Source organism: Winslowiella toletana (assembly GCF_017875465.1).
Classification (GTDB): domain Bacteria; phylum Pseudomonadota; class Gammaproteobacteria; order Enterobacterales; family Enterobacteriaceae; genus Erwinia; species Erwinia toletana.
Genome location: NZ_JAGGMQ010000001.1, coordinates 1,645,550 through 1,664,585 on the forward strand (window position 1 = coordinate 1,645,550; position 19,036 = coordinate 1,664,585).

A 19,036-nucleotide genomic window follows, 5' to 3' on the forward strand; every position below is an offset into this window, starting at 1 on the left:
AGAGTATCCTTAGTCTCCACGCCATTATCGCTTCTTAATCGCACGGTTAACAGGCCGGTACAGCCATCGCGCCATGCGCCAGACAGTAGCGCAACCAGTCAGCAAGGAACTGGTTTATTTGATGCTTTTCGTCACGTTGATGCAACTTTTTATTCGGATAATCATAGCGTGCTTTAAAGCGATAGATCTGCTGCGTTGAACACACTTCCGCAACCATTGCATCATGGTACAGCCTGACCGACATCGATGGCAGGCTCCAGTAACTGACGGCGGGCGCGGTTTGCTTCACTTCAACCAGCGTGGTGTAACGGGTAGACTCCAGAATAGTGATGCTATAGCTGGCGCTATTGACCTGATAAGTCACCGCTTCACCCGCCTCATCGTTGCGCGGCAGTAAGCGACGCAGCTGAGCGAAATTAGTTTCGCACAGGCGCATCATTTCGGGGAAATCAGGAGTGTAGCGCTTGGTCATTTCGGATCCCACTCTTCGCGTAGTTTCTTATGGTGCAGCTCCAGCCATTGCAAGGCGATGACAGAAGCAGCGTTATCTATTTTCCCCTCTTCCACCCACTGATAAGCCTGTTCGCGACTTACCACATGGACAAGAATATCCTCATTCTCTTCCTCCAGACCGTGGCATCCCTTCGCCACGCTGGCATCCACTTCGCCAACCATAATTGATAAGCGCTCGCTGGTGCCGCCAGGGCTGGCCAGATAGTTCAGCACCGGTTTGACCCGGCCAACATTGACGCCGGCCTCTTCGACCGCTTCACGCCGCACCACATCTTCAACACTTTCACCCGGCTCAATGATACCGGCCACCATCTCCATCAGCCAGGGGGTCGGGCTGGTATCGTAAGCAGCGATGCGGATCTGTTCGATTAACACCACTTCATCGCGGACTGGGTCATAGGGTAGCAGCACTGCGGCATGACCACGCTCAAAAATTTCGCGCTCGACGATGCCGCTCATCTCGCCACTAAACAGGCGATGACGAAAGCGATAACGCTGTAATGAAAAAAAACCGTCGTAAAGCGAGTCACGTGCAATAATTTCTACATCGTTTTTTGTAAAAGTCACAGGGGATTTTTTTTCACTGCTCATCGTTCCGCTTCCTTAATCATTCGGCAATAAAATCGGGGTTCTGAAATTTGAATCCTGCAGAAGTATGGTTCTTTCTGAATTATTTACGTAAATTAAGGAAAGATGGCACGTTCAGCCAACTTATCCTCACGGCAGACTCTGCTAGAATCGGCGATTATTTTTTGACTTATGTCAGCGCTACCATAGCAATATTGCTGCACTACAAGGAATGCAAATGAAGAAACTGCTCCCATTACTTATCGGCCTGAGCCTGGGTGGCTTCAGCGTCGCAAGTCAGGCAGAGAACCTGTTGCAGATCTATCAACAGGCACGCATTACTAACCCTGACCTTCGTAGCTCGGCTGCCGACCGTGATGCTGCATTCGAAAAAATCAATGAAGCTCGCAGCCCACTGTTGCCACAACTCGGTTTAGGCGCAGATTATACCTATAACAACGGCTATCGCGACAGCAGCGGTCTGCACTCCAATACGACCAGCGGGACGTTGCAGCTGACGCAAACTCTGTTCGATATGTCAAAATGGCGTGCGCTGACACTGCAGGAAAAAACCGCCGGTATTCAGGACGTCACTTATCAGACGGCGCAGCAGACGCTGATGCTGAACACCGCCACCGCCTATTTCAACGTATTACGCGCCATTGACTCACTTTCTTACACCGAAGCGCAGAAACAGTCGATCTATCGCCAGCTGGATCAAACCACTCAGCGTTTTAACGTCGGCTTAGTGGCGATCACCGATGTGCAGAACGCACGCTCCGAGTACGACAGTGTGCTGGCGAATGAAGTCTCTGCCCGTAATGCCCTGGATAATGCGCTGGAAACCCTGCGTCAGGTGACCGGTAATTACTATCCGTCACTGGCGTCGCTGAATGTCGATAACTTTAAGACGGATAAGCCACAGCCGGTCAATACGCTGCTGAAAGAGGCGGAAAGTCGTAACCTGAGTCTGTTATCCGCCCGTCTGTCACAGGATCTGGCGCGTGAGCAGATTCGTTCCGCAGAAACCGGCCATATGCCGACGGTTGATCTGACCGCCTCCAGCGGTATGACCAACAGCAAATATGGCGGCAGCCGCGCCGGACAGAGCACCTCGTCCAACGACAGCATCACCGGCAGCAACCAGGTGGGCCTGAGCTTTACGCTGCCGCTGTACAGTGGCGGATCAGTGACCTCACAGGTGAAACAGGCGCAGTACGCCTTCGTTAGCGCCAGTGAGCAGCTGGAAAGCGCGCACCGCTCTACAGTGCAGACCGTGCGTTCATCATTCAATAATGTGAATGCTTCGATCAGCAGCATCAATGCCTACAAGCAGGCTGTGGTGTCGGCGCAGAGTTCACTGGATGCGATGGAAGCCGGTTACTCGGTAGGTACGCGCACTATCGTTGATGTGCTGGATGCCACCACCACGCTATACAATGCCAAGCAGCAGCTGTCTGACGCCCGTTATGACTATATGATTAACGAGCTGAATATTAAATCTGCGCTGGGTACGCTGAACGAACAAGATCTGCTGGCGCTGAACAACCGTTTAGGCAAGGATATCGCCACTACGCCAGAAGCGGTCGCGCCAGAAAATCCGCAACAGGATAGCGCCGCCGATAACGGTGGCAATCTGGCCACAGCTCCGGCTGCTGCACAGGCAAAACCTGCCGCGGCACCACGCGCTGCCGCCAGCTCTTCACGTAACCCGTTCGCACAATAAGCATTGCAGGGGCAGTAATCACTGCCCCTTTCACAATCAAACGTATAGCTAAGTAAAGATCCCCATTTCACCTGGGTTGATCGCTTCATATTTCACCACTCTTCCCCTATTCTATGCGCTTACCTTTGGGCACAGGACAGATTGCTATGAAACGGACTAAACAAATTAATCATGCCTCCTTCCGTAAGAGCTGGAGCGCACGTCATTTAACGCCAGTTGCGCTGGCCGTTACTGCAGTATTTATGTTGTCAGCTTGTGAGCAGTCAGATGAAACCGTCTCTATGTACCAGAACGCCGATGACTGTTCGAAAGCCAATCCAGACCAGAGCGCACAGTGCACTACCGCCTATAACACCGCATTAAAAGAAGCGGAAAAAACCGCGCCGAAATATGCGACCCGCGAAGACTGTGTGGCTGAGTTTGGCGAAAGTCAGTGTCAGCAGACGCCTGCGCAGGCAGGTGTGGGGACCACCACCAACAATGCCGAAACGCAGCAGAGCGGCAGCTTCTGGATGCCGCTGATGGCCGGTTATATGATGGGCCGCATGATGGGTGGTGGCGCATCGCAACCGCTGTTTACCTCACGCGCGCCAAACAGCCCGGCCAACGGTAAGTTTGTTGACGCCAGCGGTCGTAACTACGGCAACGCCACTTCAGGCCGTACGATGACCGTGCCAAAAACCGCGCTGGCGCCGAAGCCTGCGACTACCAGCACCGTCACCCGTGGCGGCTTTGGTGAAAGCGTAGCGAAGCAAACCAGCATGCAACGCAGCAGCGCCGCTTCTGGCTCCAGCCGTTCTTACGGAGGCTAATCAGCCTGATGAAGCGTATTGCTATTACCGAACGACCAGACTGGCGCGAGAAAGCCACCGAGTACGGTTTTCGTTTTCACACCATGCACGGTGAACCCTACTGGTGTGAAGACGCGTACTACCAGTTTACGCTGGAGCAAATCGATTACCTCGAAGATACCACGCGCGAACTGCACCAGATGTGCTTACAGGTGGTGGAAAAAGTGGTTAACAGCGAAGAGTTGTTAACTAAGTTCCGCATTCCAAAACACACCTGGGACTTTGTGCGTCACTCGTGGAAAACCTCGCAGCCGTCACTCTATTCGCGTCTCGATCTCGCCTGGGATGGTAAGGGCGATGCTAAGCTGCTGGAAAATAATGCCGATACACCGACCTCGCTGTATGAAGCAGCATTTTTCCAGTGGATCTGGCTGGAAGACCAGCTGAATGCCGGCCATCTTCCGGCGGGCAGCGACCAGTTTAACAGCCTGCAGGAGAAGCTGATTGAGCGCTTCGCCACCCTGCATCAGCAACACGGATTTAGCTGGCTGCACTTTGCCTGCTGCCGTGATACCGATGAAGATCGTGGCACCGTGCAGTATTTGCAGGATTGCGCCACCGAAGCCGGTCTGCCGAGCGAATTTCTCTATATCGATGAAATTGGCCTTGGTGAAAAGGGCCAGTTTACTGATGTGCACGATCAGGTGATTGGTAACCTGTTTAAGCTCTATCCGTGGGAGTTTATGCTGCGCGAGATGTTCTCCACCAAACTGGAAGATGCTGGCGTGCGCTGGCTGGAACCAGGCTGGAAGAGCATTATCTCCAATAAAGCACTGCTGCCGCTGCTGTGGCAGATGTTCCCCAATCACCCTAATCTTCTGCCCGCTTACTTTGCCGAAGATGATGTGCCGGCGATGGATAAATATGTGGTGAAACCGCTGTTTTCGCGTGAAGGGGCCAATATTCGCATTGTCGAAAATGGTCAGGAAATTGCGCGTGTCGACGGGCCATATGGCGAAGAGGGCATGATTGTGCAGCAGTTCCACGAACTACCGAAGTTTGGCGACAGTTATACGCTAATCGGTAGCTGGCTGATTGATGATCAACCGGCAGGTATTGGTCTGCGCGAAGATCGCGCGCTGATCACCCAGGATCTGTCACGCTTCTATCCGCACGCTTTTATCGAGTGACTGTAACGGGCGGCGATAACGCCGCCCCTACGGAGTAATGGTGTAGGGGCGGCGTTATCGCCGCCCGTGCCAATGATTTGCACTACAACTTAACCTACCTGCACCGACAACATACTCAACGACGCCATCTCAATACCATCCACCGGGATCGACACTGCTTCGCCCTGCGCTCTGGCGCCCAGAACATACAGCAGCGGCAGATAGTGTTCCGGCGTTGGGTTAGAGAGAGCAGCACCTTCATGATCCATAAAGTTCACCAGTGGATGCTCTTCAACGGCCCCTTCCCAGCTCAGATTATCGCGCACATACTGATTAAACGACTCAGCCCACGGATAAGCTCCCGCAGCGCCCTGCCATTTCACCATCCGCAGGTTATGCACCACATTACCACTGGCGACAATCATTACCCCTTGATCGCGCAGTGCCGCCAGTTTACGGCCCAGCGCAAAATGATAAGCCGGTGGTTTAGTACCATCGACACTCAGCTGCACCACCGGGATATCCGCATCCGGATACATTTTGATCAACACGCCCCAGGAACCGTGGTCAAAACCCCACTCCTGATCGAGCTGCACATCAACTGGTGATAACAGTTCGGCAATCTGCTGCGCTAACGCAGGTGATCCGGGCGCCGGATAGCGGGTATCAAACAGCGCCTGCGGAAAACCACCGAAATCATGAATGGTGCGCGGTTTTTCCATCGCCGTCACGGCGGTGCCACGGGTGTACCAGTGTGCAGAGACCGCGACAATCGCCTGCGGGCGCGGCAGGGTTTCACCCAGCTTGCGCCAGGTTTCGGTATAGATATTTTCTTCCAGCACGTTCATTGGGCTGCCATGGCCCAGGAACAGAGCCGGCATACGAGTCTGACTCATAATTGATCCCCGGAAAGAGTGTAATGGTTGATGTCAGTTACATTACGCCCTTTGGTTATCAGATGAACCCGGATAAGCGTGATGAAGATAGTCAATAATTTTGAACGGAGTTGAGGAGTGTGCTGAGGTGGGTTATCGCATGGGCGGCGATCTCACCGCCCATAACGTTCAGATTAACGGCTCTGACGATAAGCAATCAGATCTTCAATCGTTACTACCGGCATATTCTGTTGTTTCGCAAATGCAATAACTTCAGGCGCATGGGCCATTGAACCATCATCATTGGTCAGTTCGCACAACACACCAGCCGGTTTAAATCCTGCCAGCGTCACCAGGTCAATGGTGGCTTCGGTATGGCCACCACGTGACAGTACGCCGCCCGGATGGGCACGCAACGGGAATACATGGCCCGGACGGTTTAAGTCTGAAGGCTGAGCATTATCGGCGATGGCGGCTTTAATTGTGGTCAGACGGTCGCTGGCCGACACACCGGTAGTTACACCTTTTGCCGCCTCAATAGTGACGGTAAAGCCGGTGCCGTAGGAGCTGGTGTTGTTTTCCACCATCATCGGCAGGTCAAGCTGCTGACGACGATCTTCGGTCAGGCACAGGCAGACAATGCCGCTGCCGTGACGAATGGTGAGGGCCATTTGTTCAACCGTCATGGTCTCAGCAGCGAAGATCATATCACCTTCGTTTTCACGATTTTCATCGTCGAGGACCATTACGCCGCGGCCATCACGCAGCGCTGAGATTGCACGTTCTACACGCTGTTCCGGCGTGCCAAATTCAGAAAGTAGCGTCTGATTCATGGTAAATAAACCTTTATAAGTGTATGGGTTACCAGAATCAGGGCGATCTTGAGGAGTGTCATGCAGTGACAAAAAAATAACGCAGCCGGACTTCAGTCCGACAATTGCCGTTACTCTCTCCCATCCGGACTCTAACCGTCGGCCCCGGAATTACACCGGGTCTGCTGACCTTCAGACCTGGCGGCCTGAAGCGCTCGCGGGCTTTCAGCATAAGCTGATTTACCGCCGGTGGGGAATTTCGCCCCGCCCTGAGAATAAGCAAACTCACTATAGCGCCAATAAAAAATCAGAGCAACGAACAAAAACGGCAAATTGATATGCAGATTGCTGCTTTATCGTTTAGAGGTTTATCCTTTTGCATTCAGGCATTACACTTATCAGATACTTGTTGTGACCAGGAAACCGCCATGATTGACCCGAAAAAAATTGAACAACTTGCTCGTCAGGTTCATGAGTCGATGCCTAAAGGCATTCGTGAATTCGGCGACGACGTTGAAAAGAAAATCCGTCAGGTAATACAGGCACAGCTAACGCGAATGGATTTGGTAAATCGCGAAGAGTTTGATGTGCAGACTCAGGTGTTGCTGCGTACACGTGAAAAACTGGCGGCACTGGAACAACGCCTGGCGACACTGGAAAGTCGTGCCAGCGAAAATGTGCCGAAAGAAGTGATTAAAACCGAAGATCCACAGTAAAACTGAATCGGGACGGGCCTTGCCCGTCCCCTTGCCAGACGTCAGCTTTTGCCGGAACGAATGGTTTTGATGATGTTACTGGTCGAGATACCGTCCTCAAAGTTCAGCACACGAACTTCACCGCCGTTCGCCCACACCTCTTTGCTGCCTGCGATATCTTCCGGTTTATAGTCGCCGCCTTTTACCAGCAGGTCCGGCAACACATCAGCGATTAAACGCTGTGGCGTATCCTCTTCAAACGGAATAACCCAGTCCACCGCTTCCAGCGCACCCAGCACGATCATACGATTGATCAGCGGGTTAACCGGACGGCTTTCGCCTTTCAGACGTCTGGTCGACGCATCGCTGTTTACCGCCACGATCAGACGATCGCCCAGCTTGCGCGCATTCGCGAGGTAAGAGACATGGCCGGCATGCAGAATATCGAAACAACCATTGGTCATCACCACTTTCTCGCCACGCTTACGCGCCTGCTCAACCGCATGTTTCAGCTGCGCTTCATCCATCACGCCAAACCCGGTTTCCGGACGCGCACGAATAGCATTTTCCAGCTCCACGGTGCTGACGGTTGACGTACCCAGCTTACCAACCACCACGCCCGCAGCCGCATTAGCCATAAAACAGGCTTCTTCCAGCGTATCTCCGGCCGCCAGCGTTGCCGCCAGCACGCCAATTACCGTATCGCCAGCGCCGGTAACATCAAACACTTCCTGCGCCTGAGTCGGCAGATGCAGCGGCGCTTTGCCCGGCTGCAACAGGGTCATGCCGTTTTCTGAACGCGTCACCAGCAGCGCCGACAGTTCAAAGTCCGCAATCAGTTGCATGCCGCGCTCAACAATCTGCGCCTCATCCTTGCACTTGCCGACCACCGCTTCAAACTCCGAGAAGTTCGGCGTCAGCAGCGTTGCGCCGCGATAGCGGGCAAAGTCGGTGCCTTTCGGATCGACCAGCACCGGCACATTTGCCGCACGCGCCAGTTTGATCATGGTTTCCACACTGGCCAGCGCGCCTTTCGCATAATCTGATAGCACCAGCGCACCAATATGCGGTAACGCAGCGCTGATACGCTGATGGATCGGCTGCGGATCAACACCCTCAAAGCCCTCTTCAAAATCGAGGCGAATCAGCTGCTGATTACGTGAAAGGATACGTAATTTGGTGATGGTCGGATGGGTCGGCACCGCGACAAAATCGCACTGCACATTGACGTTATTCAGCGTCGCGCTGAGCGCACGCGCGGCGTCATCGACACCGGTCAGCCCCACCAGTCGCGACCCGGCTCCCAGCGACGCAATATTCATTGCCACGTTAGCCGCGCCGCCCGGACGCTCTTCAACGTTATCCACTTTAACGACCGGCACCGGTGCTTCCGGGGAAATCCGGCTGGTTGGGCCATACCAGTAACGATCCAACATCACATCGCCAACTACCAGCACGCCTGCACGGCTAAAATCGGGCAGTGTTACTTTCATTCCTGACACTCCAGACTACGAAAAAAATATTGCGCGGGATAATAGCACAATTGCGCTAGCTGCTATCTATCCCTGCGGATGATCAAACCAGCGCTGCCAGCTGGCGGTAACTTCCTGACGCGCCTCAGAGAACAACTCGTCATCAACATGCCCCGGCAACGCCTGTAATGCCAGATGATGCAGCTCGTCACGCAATGTGACATAAGCGGTGGTCAGCGCTTTCGCTTCCGCCTCTTCCATCTTGCCGTACGCTGACAGCAGTTCAAGGATGCGCACATTATCCGACCAGCGCGTTAACTTCGGCTGTTGTGAAGCGTAACGTAAGACAAGATATTGCGTAATGAATTCAATATCCGTGATACCTCCTGCATCAGCTTTGATATCCCAGCGCCCGCGATGCTTACTGCCAAGATGGGCACGCATCTTTTCACGCATCTCACGCACTTCGGTTTTCAGCTGTTCAGCGTCGCGCGGCAGGCAGAGAATACCGCGCCGGATATCATCAAAACGGCGGCTAAGTTGCGGCTCACCATAGACTATCCGGGCGCGCACCAGCGCCTGATGCTCCCAGGTCCAGGCCTCATTGCGCTGATAATCATCAAAAGCGTCAAACGTACTGACCAGCATACCCGCCGCGCCAGACGGACGCAGACGCGCATCCACCTCATACAGAATACCGGACGAAGTACGGGTGCTAAACAGATGCATAATTCGTTGCGCCAGACGCAGATAGAACTGGCGGCCATCGATACTGCGTTCGCCAATGGTCACCGCATCTACCGGACAGTCATGCAGAAACACTAAGTCGAGATCGGAACTGTATCCCAGCTCCCAGCCGCCCAGCTTGCCATAGCCCACCACGGCAAAACCGCGCTCACCGCCCTGCGTCAGATGCGCAGGCGCGCCATAACGCTGCACCATCATATTCCACGCCTGCTGCACTACCGATTCGATAATCGCTTCCGCCAGCCAGGTGAGATGATCGCTGACCTTCATTACCGGCAACGTTTCCGCAATATCCGCCGCCGCAATGCGCAGATGCTGTGCCTGCTTAAATTGGCGCAGCGCTTCCAGCTGCTGCTCTTCATCATCTTCCGGGATACGCAGCAGATACTGGCGCAACTCATCGCGATAAGCGTCGGTAGCTGTAGGCTGATACAGAGTGGCGGGATCAAGCAGTTCGTCCAGTAGCAACGGATGGCGCGCCAGCTGGCTGGCCAGCATCGGCGATGCGGCGCACAGGCTAATCAGATGCTTCAGCGCGCCGTGGAATTCGGTCAGCAGCTCCAGATAGGTGCTGCGGGTCACCACGCCAAGCAGCAGTGGCGTCAGGCGGCTCAGGGTAATCGCCGCATCATCGCGCGGACAGACTTCACTGAGCAGACGCGGCATCAGTTGATCCAGCGCCTGACGGCCACGCGGCCCGATGGTGCGTTTATCCACATCCTTGCGGAAATCATTAATTTCGCGCAGCAGGCTGTGGCGGCCGATATCGTCCAGATGTGGCACCAGCGGCGCCAGTTCGGCTTCATCCAGCGTATCCTGCCACAACACGCCGTAATCGGCGGCATCCTGCTGTTCATCAATGTCCGGCGTGTCATCGCCAATTAACTCATCAAAAATCGCCCGCACCGCCGCCATGTGCCGATCCAGCCTGGCATGCAGCGCCTGCCAGTCGCTAAAGCCCATCGCCCAGGCCAGCCGCGTACGGTTCAGCTCATCAGCGGGTAACGTTTGGGTCTGTTCGTCGGCGATACTTTGCAGCAGATTTTCCACACGACGTAAAAACAGGTAACCATCATGCAGCTGGCTAAGCTGCGAAGCCGATAACAGATTCAGTTCACCAATCGACCGGAGCACAGGCAGCAAAGAGCGCAGCTGTAGCGAGCGCTCACGTCCACCACGAATCAGCTGAAAAACCTGCACGATAAATTCGGTTTCACGGATGCCGCCAGCGCCCAGTTTAATGTTGTCGGTCAGTCCGCGACGTCGTACTTCACGCGCTATCATACTTTTCATATTGCGCAGCGACTGAATCACGCTGAAATCGATATAGCGACGAAAAACAAATGGCCGCAGCATCTGGTGCAATTCCTGGCTCCAGCGATCGTCTGCGCCGCCCATCAGCCGCGCTTTCACCATCGCATAGCGCTCCCAGTCACGCCCCTGCTCCTGGTAGTAGTCCTCCAGCGCCGCAAAGCTCAGCACCAGTGGACCGCTGTCGCCAAACGGACGCAAACGCATATCCACGCGATAGACAAAACCATCGACCGTCGGTTGATCGAGCACTTTAATCAGTCGCTGGCCAAGACGGGTAAAGAACTGCGCATTGTCCAGCTCACGGCGCCCACCGCGTGTGCTGCCGTTTTCCGGATAAGAGAAGATCAGGTCAATATCGGAGGAGAAGTTCAGCTCGCCACCGCCCAGTTTACCCATGCCTAAAATCAGCAGCGGTTGCGCTTCACCAGCAGCATTACAGGGGGTGCCAAAATCGTTGCAGCAGACCTGATATAACCAGTCGCGCGCGGTGATAATCAGGGTTTCCGCCAGCACGCTGAGCTGTTGCAGCGACTGCTCGGTGCTGCTGATCGCCAGCGTCTGCATCCAGGCGATTCGCACCAGCATATGACGACGAAACAGCCGCAGTTCGCGCATCAGACTGGTTTCATCACTGACGGCTGTCAGCTGTTGATCCAGCCAGCCAGCATAGTGTCGCCACTCGTCAGGCTCAGGCGTCGCCTGTTGCAGCTGTTGCCACCACTCCGGATGCTGAGCCACGTTTTCACTGACGAAATCACTGAACGCCAGCACCGCCTGCTGCTGCACGCTGGCTTGAGATAACGGCAGCGCCAGCCGTTCGCAGGCGTTTGCAGCCTGCTCCAGCAATAATGCGGGCAATGGTTGTGATAACAAAGGCAACATACACACTCCCTGAACCTGTTTTGTCAGAATCGGCCACGCTACCCGTGGCCGTTAATCGTTACTCGCTTTCCGGACGATCTTTTACGCTGCCGTTCATCCAGAATGCCGGTTGCTTCAGCGCCTGACGGCAATGGGCTTCCAGCCAGCTCTCCTGGCCATCGCGAATCGCCTGCAACAGCTGCTGCCAGCTGCCCAGCCAGCTATTCACCACCGCGTTGTCGTAGGCGCCAGCTAACAAATGTACCGCTAACAGCTGGCGCATCAGGCGCGTCGCTTTATCCTGGTATTCGCCAGAATGGTGGACATGGGCAAAGGTCTCTTTCAGATCCGCAGCGATACGCCCCAGCATAATATCGGCAAAGCGCTTAAAGGAGCCTTGCAGTCTGGCATCCGCTTTGGCATCGATAAACTGGCGCCAGCGTTCAGTTGCCAGCCAGTTAGTAAGCGCTAACTGGGTATCCAGCCAGAGCGGACTGAAACAGACGTTTTGCGCATCCAGATTCTCTTCCAGCAACGCCTCTTCCAGCGCGGTCAGTTTCTGCCGCAAATCGCTGCTGGCTTTGCGCGGCACCAGCGTACCGAACAGGGAAAATGCCTGACGCAGGGTTTCCAGCGCTTCCTGCACGGAGCTTAACGCTGCCGAATGGCCCTGCAGCCACAGCTCTTCGTGGTACTGCCACTGACTGAGCGCCAGCATAAAGGCCGCACGCATCCCCTCTTCTACCGTTGCCTTACGCTTCACGCGCATTACCGGCACCGGGCGTAACGCCAGCGGCGGTTTGCCCTGCTTAAGCGCATAACCACGCGCGGCTTTACTCAGGCTGCCCAGACGTAAACCGCCCATTTTGGCCAGCTCAGCAGCAAAGGCCAGCAAGTCATCTCGTTCGCCACTTTTCAGTTCCAGCTCAATCTCATGTAAAGGTTCGCTCAGCTCCCCTGCCGAGACATCGCCCTGATCAAACGCCACCTCGATTTCACTGTTCTGATAACTCACCAGCCATTTCTCGCGCTGGAAATGGGTGCTGAACAGCGCGCGCAGCTGTTGCTGCAACACAGCCAGATCGCTGCCCGCGGGCCAGATGTCAGCCGGCAGCAGGCTGATATCAAGCTCTGGCTGCTGCAAGTCGATATTGTATTCCGGGCGCTGATGCAGGCCGCCAATAGTCTGTCCGGCGGTTTTTAACGTCATTTCATAACGTTCGCCAAAGCCACGGATGCGCAGCCCCATATCCCAGCGCCGCAGCTGATTGTCTGGCGTCTCATAATAGATATTGGTCAGCGCCACCGCCGGGGTGTGCTGATGTGGCCATGCCGCCAGTTGTGCGGCAAGTTTTGTTGCCGCTTGCGGCAATACAATGAACTTTAGTTCGATTTCGATGGTCATAATTTCTTATTCAATTACTCACTGGCACAGGCAGCTGAGATTTAGCAAATGGTTAAGAGTGAAGAGTAATGCAGAAAAACCGCTGCTGTCTCGGCTTTCTTACATTTTCGCGAGCGCATTTGCATCACGCTGAGAACAGGAAAGTTCTCATTCAGATTTATGCGGAGCCTCTCCAGACTGTGCCCTTACTTTTCCGGACATTATGCAAAAACGACATCTAATGAAGAAATCACAGCTTATTGGCCTGACTTTGCTCACTTTTACCGTCGCCCTTTCCGCTCACGCTGAAGAGAAACGTTACATTTCCGATGAGCTTTCCACCTGGGTTCGCAGTGGCCCGAGTGACGATTACCGCCTGGTGGGAAGCGTCAATGCAGGCGAAGAAGTGACGCTGTTGCAGACCAACGACAGCAGCAAGTATGGTCAGATTCGCGATGCCAATGGCCGCACCACCTGGATCCCGCTGGCGCAGCTGAGCGCGCAACCGAGCCTGCGCACCCGGGTGCCGGAATTAGAGCAACAAGTGAAAGATCTGACCGACAAGCTGGCCAATATTGATGGCAGCTGGAATCAGCGCACCGCCGATATGCAGAAAAAAGTCTCGGCCAGTGATAGCGTGATCGACGGGCTGAAAGATGAAAATCAGAAACTGAAGAATGAGTTAGTGGTGGCGCAGAAGAAAGTGAGCGCCGCCAATGTGCAGCTGGATGATAAGCAGCGCACCATTATTATGCAGTGGTTTATGTATGGCGGCGGCGTGGCGGGCGTCGGTCTGCTGCTGGGTCTGTTGCTGCCGCATATGATCCCACGTCGTAAAAAGAACGATCGCTGGATGAACTAAACCCGGCGGTTGTGAACCCGGTTATTGCAGGGCATTGTCTGATGCCCTCTTTGTTATGCCCGCATTTTCCCGCCATTTGTGCGACAATTACGCTAATTGATTTTCATTCCCCGAATTTCGCGACAAAATCGTTCTGGAGAGCTGTTAGTGAAAACTTACCTTGTCGGTGGCGCGGTACGCGATGGACTGCTTAAGCTGCCGATCAAAGACAGAGACTGGGTGGTGGTCGGCGCCACGCCGCAAGCCATGCTGGATCAGGGTTATCAACAGGTAGGCCGTGATTTTCCGGTATTTCTGCATCCTGCCAGCCGTGAAGAGTATGCGCTGGCGCGCACCGAACGTAAGTCAGGCAAAGGCTACACCGGTTTTGTCACCGACTTTTCCGCCGACGTAACGCTTGAGCAGGATTTACTGCGCCGCGACCTGACGATTAACGCCATTGCTCGTGATGAGCATGGCGAATATATCGATCCCTGTGGTGGCCGTGCTGACCTCGAGCAGCGTCTGCTACGCCATGTTTCTGCCGCCTTTAACGAAGATCCGCTGCGTGTGCTGCGTGTGGCGCGTTTCGCCGCCCGCTTTGCCCATCTTGGCTTCCGGATTGCCGATGAAACCATGCTGTTAATGCAGCAGATGGCCGCCAGCGGTGAACTGGCCGAACTGACCGCCGAGCGGGTGTGGAAAGAGACGGAAAACGCCCTGCAGTCACCCAATCCGCAGGTCTATTTCCAGGTGCTGCGCGACTGCCAGGCGCTGGCAGTGCTGTTCCCGGAAATCGATAATCTGTATGGCGTACCGGCGCCGGTGAAATGGCATCCGGAAATCGATACCGGCGTACATACGCTGATGACACTGGCGATTGCCGCCCAGCTCAGCCCGGAAGTGGATATCCGTTTTGCCACTCTGTGTCATGATGTTGGCAAGGCGCTGACGCCGCCGGAGAAATGGCCCAGCCACCCCGGTCACGGCCCTGCAGGTGTACCGATCGTGGCTGCACTGTGCCAGCGTCTGCGCGTGCCGAACGCAGCGCGCGACCTGGCAATGCTGGTCGCTGAGTTTCACGATCTGGTGCATGGCGTGCAGAACCATGCGCCCGAAACGCTGATCCAGCTATTTGACCGGATTGATGGCTGGCGCAAACCGCAGCGTGTGGAGCAGATCGCTCTGACCAGTGAGGCAGATGCGCGTGGACGCACCGGTTTTGAAAGCAATCCTTATCCGCAGGGTGACTATCTGCGTGAAGCTTTTCAGGTGGCGTTAGCGGTTTCCAGTAAAGCGGTGGTTGCAGAAGGCTTTACAGGCCCGGCAGTGCGGGAAGAGTTGACGCGCAGAAGAGTGGCGGCGCTAGCGGCGTGGAAAGCAGGATAAGGGCCAGCAGCGCTGGCCCCTGAACAAATCTAGACAAACACCATATAAACCGCTGCCGCCAGAATAAAGCGATAGATAGCGAATGGCACAAACGAAATACGTTTGATGATATGCAGGAAGGCCTTAATGGCGATCAGCGCGACAATAAACGCGGTGACAAAACCGACGGCAAACATCGGCATATCAGCCATGGTGAGGAAGCCCATGCTCTTATAGAGATCCAGCACCGTCGCGCCCATCATCATCGGCACCGCCAAAATAAATGAGAACTCTGAGGCGGCATAGCGGCTGACCCCCATCAGCATCCCGCCGGAGATGGTGGCGCCAGAGCGTGAGAAGCCCGGCCATAACGCCAGACACTGGAAGCAACCAATCATAAACGCCTGACGCCAGGTAATATCATCAACCCCTTCCGCCTTAGGTTTCTTCGGCTTCAGGAATTCGGCCGCCAGCAGCAGCACACCGCCGACCACCAGTGCATACATCACATTAATCGGATTAAACAGCGATTTGATTTGGTCATGCAGCACCAGACCAATCACCACTGCTGGAGCCATCCCCAGCAGAATATGGATCAGCGTCAGATGCCCTTTGCCGGTTCCCTCATGTTTAACCGGTTTGCCACCAAAGTGAATACCAATCAGACCAAACAACCGGCGCCAGAACATCACCACTACCGCAAGAATCGAACCCAGCTGAATCACCACCTCAAACGTTTCAGCTTTCTGCCCTTCAAATCCCAACAAATGGCCGACAATGATCATATGACCGGTGGATGAGACTGGAAGAAACTCGGTAAGCCCCTCAACAATCCCGAGGATTGCTGCCACCCAAAGCTGATGAATATCTGCCATCAAATGTCCTCTACCCTAAATTTTAAACCATGAAAAAGGCGGTCGCTGCGCAGGCTACCGCCAGAAAAATATGCCAGCTACATACGGAACAGGCTTATGACACACCATAATGTGGTTTGGTTTCATTGTGATGGCAATCACATTGGGTTTATTTCAGATTAGTCCCGCGTTCAATTAATACGCCAACCTGCGCCGCCTGCGCTACCGCTCCGGGTTTACTCACTTTGATCCGCACCCAAGGCGAAGCGAAACGCGACAACAGTAATGAAGCGACCTCTTCCGCTACACGTTCCACCAGCGCAAATTTGCCGTTCGCGACGTGGGAGATAATCGCTTCCGAGACGTCGGCGTAGCTCAGACAGTCGTTAACATCATCGCTGGCGGCCGCTTTACGGTTATCCCACGCCATTTCGACATCGAACACTAACTTCTGCTGAATGGTCTGTTCCCAGTCATAAACACCAATAGTGGTGATGACGGTCAGTTGCTCAATAAATACGATATCCATGATGACGCTCTCTGTTTTTGCGTTAGCCGGATACCACTTCCGGCTGATTATGCGTATTATCCACAGATGACGAGAATAAAACGACCCTTACGAAACGGAACGTTGTTATGAGTGCAATCGCGCCTGGTATGATCATTTTCGCGTATCTGTGCGGCTCCATTTCCAGTGCGATTTTGGTTTGTCGCCTCGCAGGTTTACCCGATCCTCGCCTTAGCGGTTCCGGTAACCCCGGCGCCACCAATGTGCTGCGAATCGGTGGTAAAGGCGCCGCTGCTGCAGTGCTGGTGTTTGATGTACTGAAGGGAATGTTGCCGGTATGGCTGGCTTACTTCCTTGGCGTCTCACCGGTTTTCCTTGGCCTGACCGGCATTGCCGCCTGCCTTGGCCATATCTACCCGCTGTTCTTCCATTTTAAAGGCGGTAAAGGGGTTGCGACGGCGCTGGGCGCGATTGCGCCCATCGGCTGGGATTTGACCGGCCTGATGACCGGCACCTGGCTGCTGACCGTGCTGCTCAGCGGTTACTCTTCGCTCGGCGCGATTATCAGCGCGCTGATCGCCCCTTTCTACGTCTGGTGGTTTAAGCCGCAGTTCACCTTTCCGGTGGCGATGCTCTCCTGCCTGATACTGTTACGTCATCATGACAATATTCAGCGTCTGTGGCGCGGTCAGGAAACCCGCATCTGGAAGAGAAAGAAGGGTAAAAACAAAAAATCCGCATAATGCCTGACTATTTGCCCTCAATAATTCGAGCTGCATCAAGGCGGCAAGTGCGCGAATCCCGATGAACGTAGCAAACTACGTGATTCGGGTGAGCGAACGCAGCCAACACAGATGCAGCTCGAAGTATGACGGGTAAATTCAAATGGCTGGCAACTCAGCCAGCGGCCAGCGCGGTCGCACGGTTACGCTTAGCTCACCGCGGGTGCCGCCTTTTAACCGCACCATGCCAGCATAGGCAATCATCGCACCGTTATCGGTACAGAATTCCGGACGCGCATAAAATACTTCGCCGCCCCGCGCCTGCATCATCTCCGCCAGTTTACTGCGCAGCGTGCGGTTAGCACTGACGCCACCCGCAATCACCAGCCGTTGATAGCCGGTATGCTCCAGCGCGCGCTTACACTTAATCGCCAGCGTATCCACAACCGCGTCTTCAAAGGCACGGGCGATATCGGCATGCGTCTGCGCATCAGCACTGTTTTCACGGATGGTGTTCGCCGCGAAGGTTTTCAGCCCCGAGAAGCTGAAATCCATCCCCGGACGATCGGTCATCGGACGTGGAAAGGTAAAGCGTCCGGCCTGTCCCTGCTGCGCCATTTTCGCCAGCAGCGGTCCGCCGGGATAATCCAGCCCTAACAGCTTGGCGGTTTTATCGAAGGCTTCACCAGCGGCATCATCCACTGATTCGCCCAGCAGGGTGTATTCACCCACGCCGGTCACGCTAATCAGCTGGGTGTGTCCGCCAGAAACCAGCAGCGCCACAAAAGGAAACGCCGGGGGATTATCTTCCAGCATTGGCGCCAGCAAGTGACCTTCCATATGATGTACCGGCACCGCAGGCACGCCCCAGGCAAACGCCAGCGAGCGACCAATGGTCGCGCCGACCAGCAGCGCGCCGACCAGACCAGGGCCTGCGGTATAAGCGACGCCATCGATATCCTGCGCCGTCAGTCCGGCCTCTTGCAATGCCGCCTGAATCAGCGGCACGGTCTTACGCACATGATCGCGCGAGGCCAGTTCTGGCACCACACCGCCATAATCCGCATGCAGTTTTACCTGACTATACAGCTGGTTAGCCAGCAGACCGTTGATATCATCATAAATTGCGATGCCGGTTTCATCGCAGGATGTTTCAATTCCCAGTACACGCATCAATTATTTACCTCATTATCGCGGCGCGCATTTTAGCATAAGCCCCCCTCTGACTGCGGCTATTTTGACGGCTGATCGCTTATTTAATCGCCAAAAGGCGCAAAATATTCCCCCGGGAGCAAATTGATTGATGTATAATCAGCCCCCTGAAAATTAACCGGCAGCCGCACAGGCGCTTCTGTTGGTTTCATAAGTTTATGGTGCTTTACAACGCAGCGTATGTTGGAGTAAAATTCCGCACCATTTTGAAATGAGCTGACACTGACGTCAGCCGCAAAACCGAATTTATCCGAGGTGAGAGTTACATGCCGGTAATTAAAGTACGTGAAAACGAGCCATTCGACGTAGCACTGCGTCGCTTCAAGCGTTCTTGTGAGAAAGCAGGCGTTCTGGCTGAAGTTCGTCGTCGTGAGTTTTATGAAAAACCTACGACTGAGCGTAAGCGCGCTAAAGCTTCTGCAGTAAAACGCCACGCGAAGAAACTGGCTCGCGAAAACGCACGCCGCACTCGTCTGTACTAATTTCTTCTGGAGGTTCACGCCTCCGCCGCGTATTACGCGCAGACAGAGTCACTAAGAGGCCGTGCTTTCCGAAAGGAATGCGCGGCTTGTTCTCGTTTATGAGCTGAATCACTTTCACAGGCA

The 19,036-nt window shown here is 54.6% G+C and carries 18 protein-coding genes and 1 riboswitch; of the genes, 8 read left to right on the plus strand and 10 right to left on the minus strand.

The genetic code is table 11. The features are described 5' to 3' along the window. Nucleotides 1–46: 46 nt before the first annotated feature. Both J2125_RS07655 and nudF read right to left on the minus strand, forming a co-directional pair. A complete protein-coding gene (locus J2125_RS07655) occupies nt 47–472 on the minus strand; it encodes a DUF1249 family protein (RefSeq protein ID WP_017801254.1) in 426 nt (141 codons plus the stop codon). Continuing rightward, nucleotides 469–1,104, minus strand: a complete 636-nt coding sequence (gene nudF / locus J2125_RS07660) for an ADP-ribose diphosphatase (protein ID WP_017801255.1) — start codon at nt 1,102–1,104, stop codon at nt 469–471. The genes J2125_RS07655 and nudF overlap by 4 nt, the downstream gene beginning before the upstream one ends. 214 nt (nt 1,105–1,318) lie before the next feature. Here nudF and tolC point away from each other — a divergent pair, with 214 nt between their 5' ends. From tolC to J2125_RS07675, 3 genes are all read left to right on the plus strand, one after another. Then, nucleotides 1,319–2,806, plus strand: coding sequence for an outer membrane channel protein TolC (gene tolC, locus J2125_RS07665; RefSeq protein ID WP_017801256.1), 1,488 nt, complete (start codon nt 1,319–1,321; stop codon nt 2,804–2,806). A 146-nt stretch (nt 2,807–2,952) separates the two neighbouring features. Continuing rightward, a complete protein-coding gene (locus J2125_RS07670; protein ID WP_017801257.1) occupies nt 2,953–3,618 on the plus strand; it encodes a DUF1190 family protein in 666 nt (221 codons plus the stop codon). Between the two features lie 8 nt (nt 3,619–3,626). Beyond that, nucleotides 3,627–4,787, plus strand: coding sequence for a glutathionylspermidine synthase family protein (locus tag J2125_RS07675; protein ID WP_017801258.1), 1,161 nt, complete (start codon nt 3,627–3,629; stop codon nt 4,785–4,787). An 89-nt stretch (nt 4,788–4,876) separates the two neighbouring features. Here J2125_RS07675 and ygiD read toward each other — a convergent pair whose 3' ends face one another. Beyond that, nucleotides 4,877–5,662 (minus strand): 4,5-DOPA-extradiol-dioxygenase, encoded by a 786-nt coding sequence (gene ygiD / locus J2125_RS07680; RefSeq protein WP_017801259.1) that lies wholly within the window; start codon nt 5,660–5,662, stop codon nt 4,877–4,879. A 173-nt stretch (nt 5,663–5,835) separates the two neighbouring features. Beyond that, the gene (gene ribB / locus J2125_RS07685) at nt 5,836–6,474 is read right to left on the minus strand and encodes a 3,4-dihydroxy-2-butanone-4-phosphate synthase (protein ID WP_017801260.1); all 639 of its coding nucleotides are present in this window, start codon (nt 6,472–6,474) and stop codon (nt 5,836–5,838) included. A gap of 108 nt (nt 6,475–6,582) precedes the next feature. Beyond that, a riboswitch (FMN riboswitch) is annotated at nt 6,583–6,734 on the minus strand. A 147-nt stretch (nt 6,735–6,881) separates the two neighbouring features. Here ribB and ubiK point away from each other — a divergent pair. Next, the gene (gene ubiK, locus J2125_RS07690) at nt 6,882–7,169 is read left to right on the plus strand and encodes a ubiquinone biosynthesis accessory factor UbiK (protein ID WP_017801261.1); all 288 of its coding nucleotides are present in this window, start codon (nt 6,882–6,884) and stop codon (nt 7,167–7,169) included. A 41-nt stretch (nt 7,170–7,210) separates the two neighbouring features. Here the strand turns inward: ubiK and hldE are convergent, their stop codons facing one another. The 3 genes from hldE to J2125_RS07705 all read right to left on the minus strand — a co-directional run bounded on the left by hldE (nt 7,211) and on the right by J2125_RS07705 (nt 12,947). Next, nucleotides 7,211–8,641, minus strand: coding sequence for a bifunctional D-glycero-beta-D-manno-heptose-7-phosphate kinase/D-glycero-beta-D-manno-heptose 1-phosphate adenylyltransferase HldE (gene hldE, locus J2125_RS07695; protein ID WP_017801262.1), 1,431 nt, complete (start codon nt 8,639–8,641; stop codon nt 7,211–7,213). Between the two features lie 66 nt (nt 8,642–8,707). Then, entirely contained in the window at nt 8,708–11,563 is a 2,856-nt protein-coding gene (gene glnE, locus J2125_RS07700; RefSeq protein ID WP_017801263.1) for a bifunctional [glutamate--ammonia ligase]-adenylyl-L-tyrosine phosphorylase/[glutamate--ammonia-ligase] adenylyltransferase, read from the minus strand. Between the two features lie 58 nt (nt 11,564–11,621). Continuing rightward, nucleotides 11,622–12,947, minus strand: coding sequence for a CYTH domain-containing protein (locus J2125_RS07705; RefSeq protein ID WP_017801264.1), 1,326 nt, complete (start codon nt 12,945–12,947; stop codon nt 11,622–11,624). Nucleotides 12,948–13,167: 220 nt separating this feature from the next. On the opposite strand from J2125_RS07705, the gene J2125_RS07710 reads away from it, so the two are divergent. Both J2125_RS07710 and J2125_RS07715 read left to right on the plus strand, forming a co-directional pair. Beyond that, nucleotides 13,168–13,788, plus strand: coding sequence for a TIGR04211 family SH3 domain-containing protein (locus J2125_RS07710; RefSeq protein WP_017801265.1), 621 nt, complete (start codon nt 13,168–13,170; stop codon nt 13,786–13,788). Between the two features lie 147 nt (nt 13,789–13,935). Further along, nucleotides 13,936–15,156 (plus strand): multifunctional CCA addition/repair protein, encoded by a 1,221-nt coding sequence (locus J2125_RS07715; protein ID WP_017801266.1) that lies wholly within the window; start codon nt 13,936–13,938, stop codon nt 15,154–15,156. A 29-nt stretch (nt 15,157–15,185) separates the two neighbouring features. Here the strand turns inward: J2125_RS07715 and bacA are convergent, their stop codons facing one another. Together bacA and folB are read right to left on the minus strand one after the other, a co-directional pair. Then, nucleotides 15,186–16,010 carry an undecaprenyl-diphosphate phosphatase gene (gene bacA / locus J2125_RS07720; RefSeq protein WP_017801267.1) on the minus strand — a complete coding sequence of 275 codons (825 nt, stop codon included), beginning with the start codon at nt 16,008–16,010 and terminating at the stop codon, nt 15,186–15,188. A 148-nt stretch (nt 16,011–16,158) separates the two neighbouring features. Beyond that, nucleotides 16,159–16,518, minus strand: coding sequence for a bifunctional dihydroneopterin aldolase/7,8-dihydroneopterin epimerase (gene folB, locus J2125_RS07725; RefSeq protein ID WP_017801268.1), 360 nt, complete (start codon nt 16,516–16,518; stop codon nt 16,159–16,161). A gap of 107 nt (nt 16,519–16,625) precedes the next feature. On the opposite strand from folB, the gene plsY reads away from it, so the two are divergent. Beyond that, on the plus strand, nt 16,626–17,240 hold the full coding sequence (plsY, locus tag J2125_RS07730) for a glycerol-3-phosphate 1-O-acyltransferase PlsY (protein WP_017801269.1): 615 nt from the start codon (nt 16,626–16,628) through the stop codon (nt 17,238–17,240). Between the two features lie 138 nt (nt 17,241–17,378). Here plsY and tsaD read toward each other — a convergent pair whose 3' ends face one another. Then, complete coding sequence (gene tsaD, locus J2125_RS07735; RefSeq protein ID WP_017801270.1) at nt 17,379–18,392, minus strand: tRNA (adenosine(37)-N6)-threonylcarbamoyltransferase complex transferase subunit TsaD; 1,014 nt, start codon at nt 18,390–18,392, stop codon at nt 17,379–17,381. 305 nt (nt 18,393–18,697) lie between these two features. Between tsaD and rpsU the strand changes: the two genes are divergently transcribed. Continuing rightward, nucleotides 18,698–18,913 carry a 30S ribosomal protein S21 gene (gene rpsU / locus J2125_RS07740; protein WP_001144069.1) on the plus strand — a complete coding sequence of 72 codons (216 nt, stop codon included), beginning with the start codon at nt 18,698–18,700 and terminating at the stop codon, nt 18,911–18,913. Nucleotides 18,914–19,036: the final 123 nt, after the last annotated feature.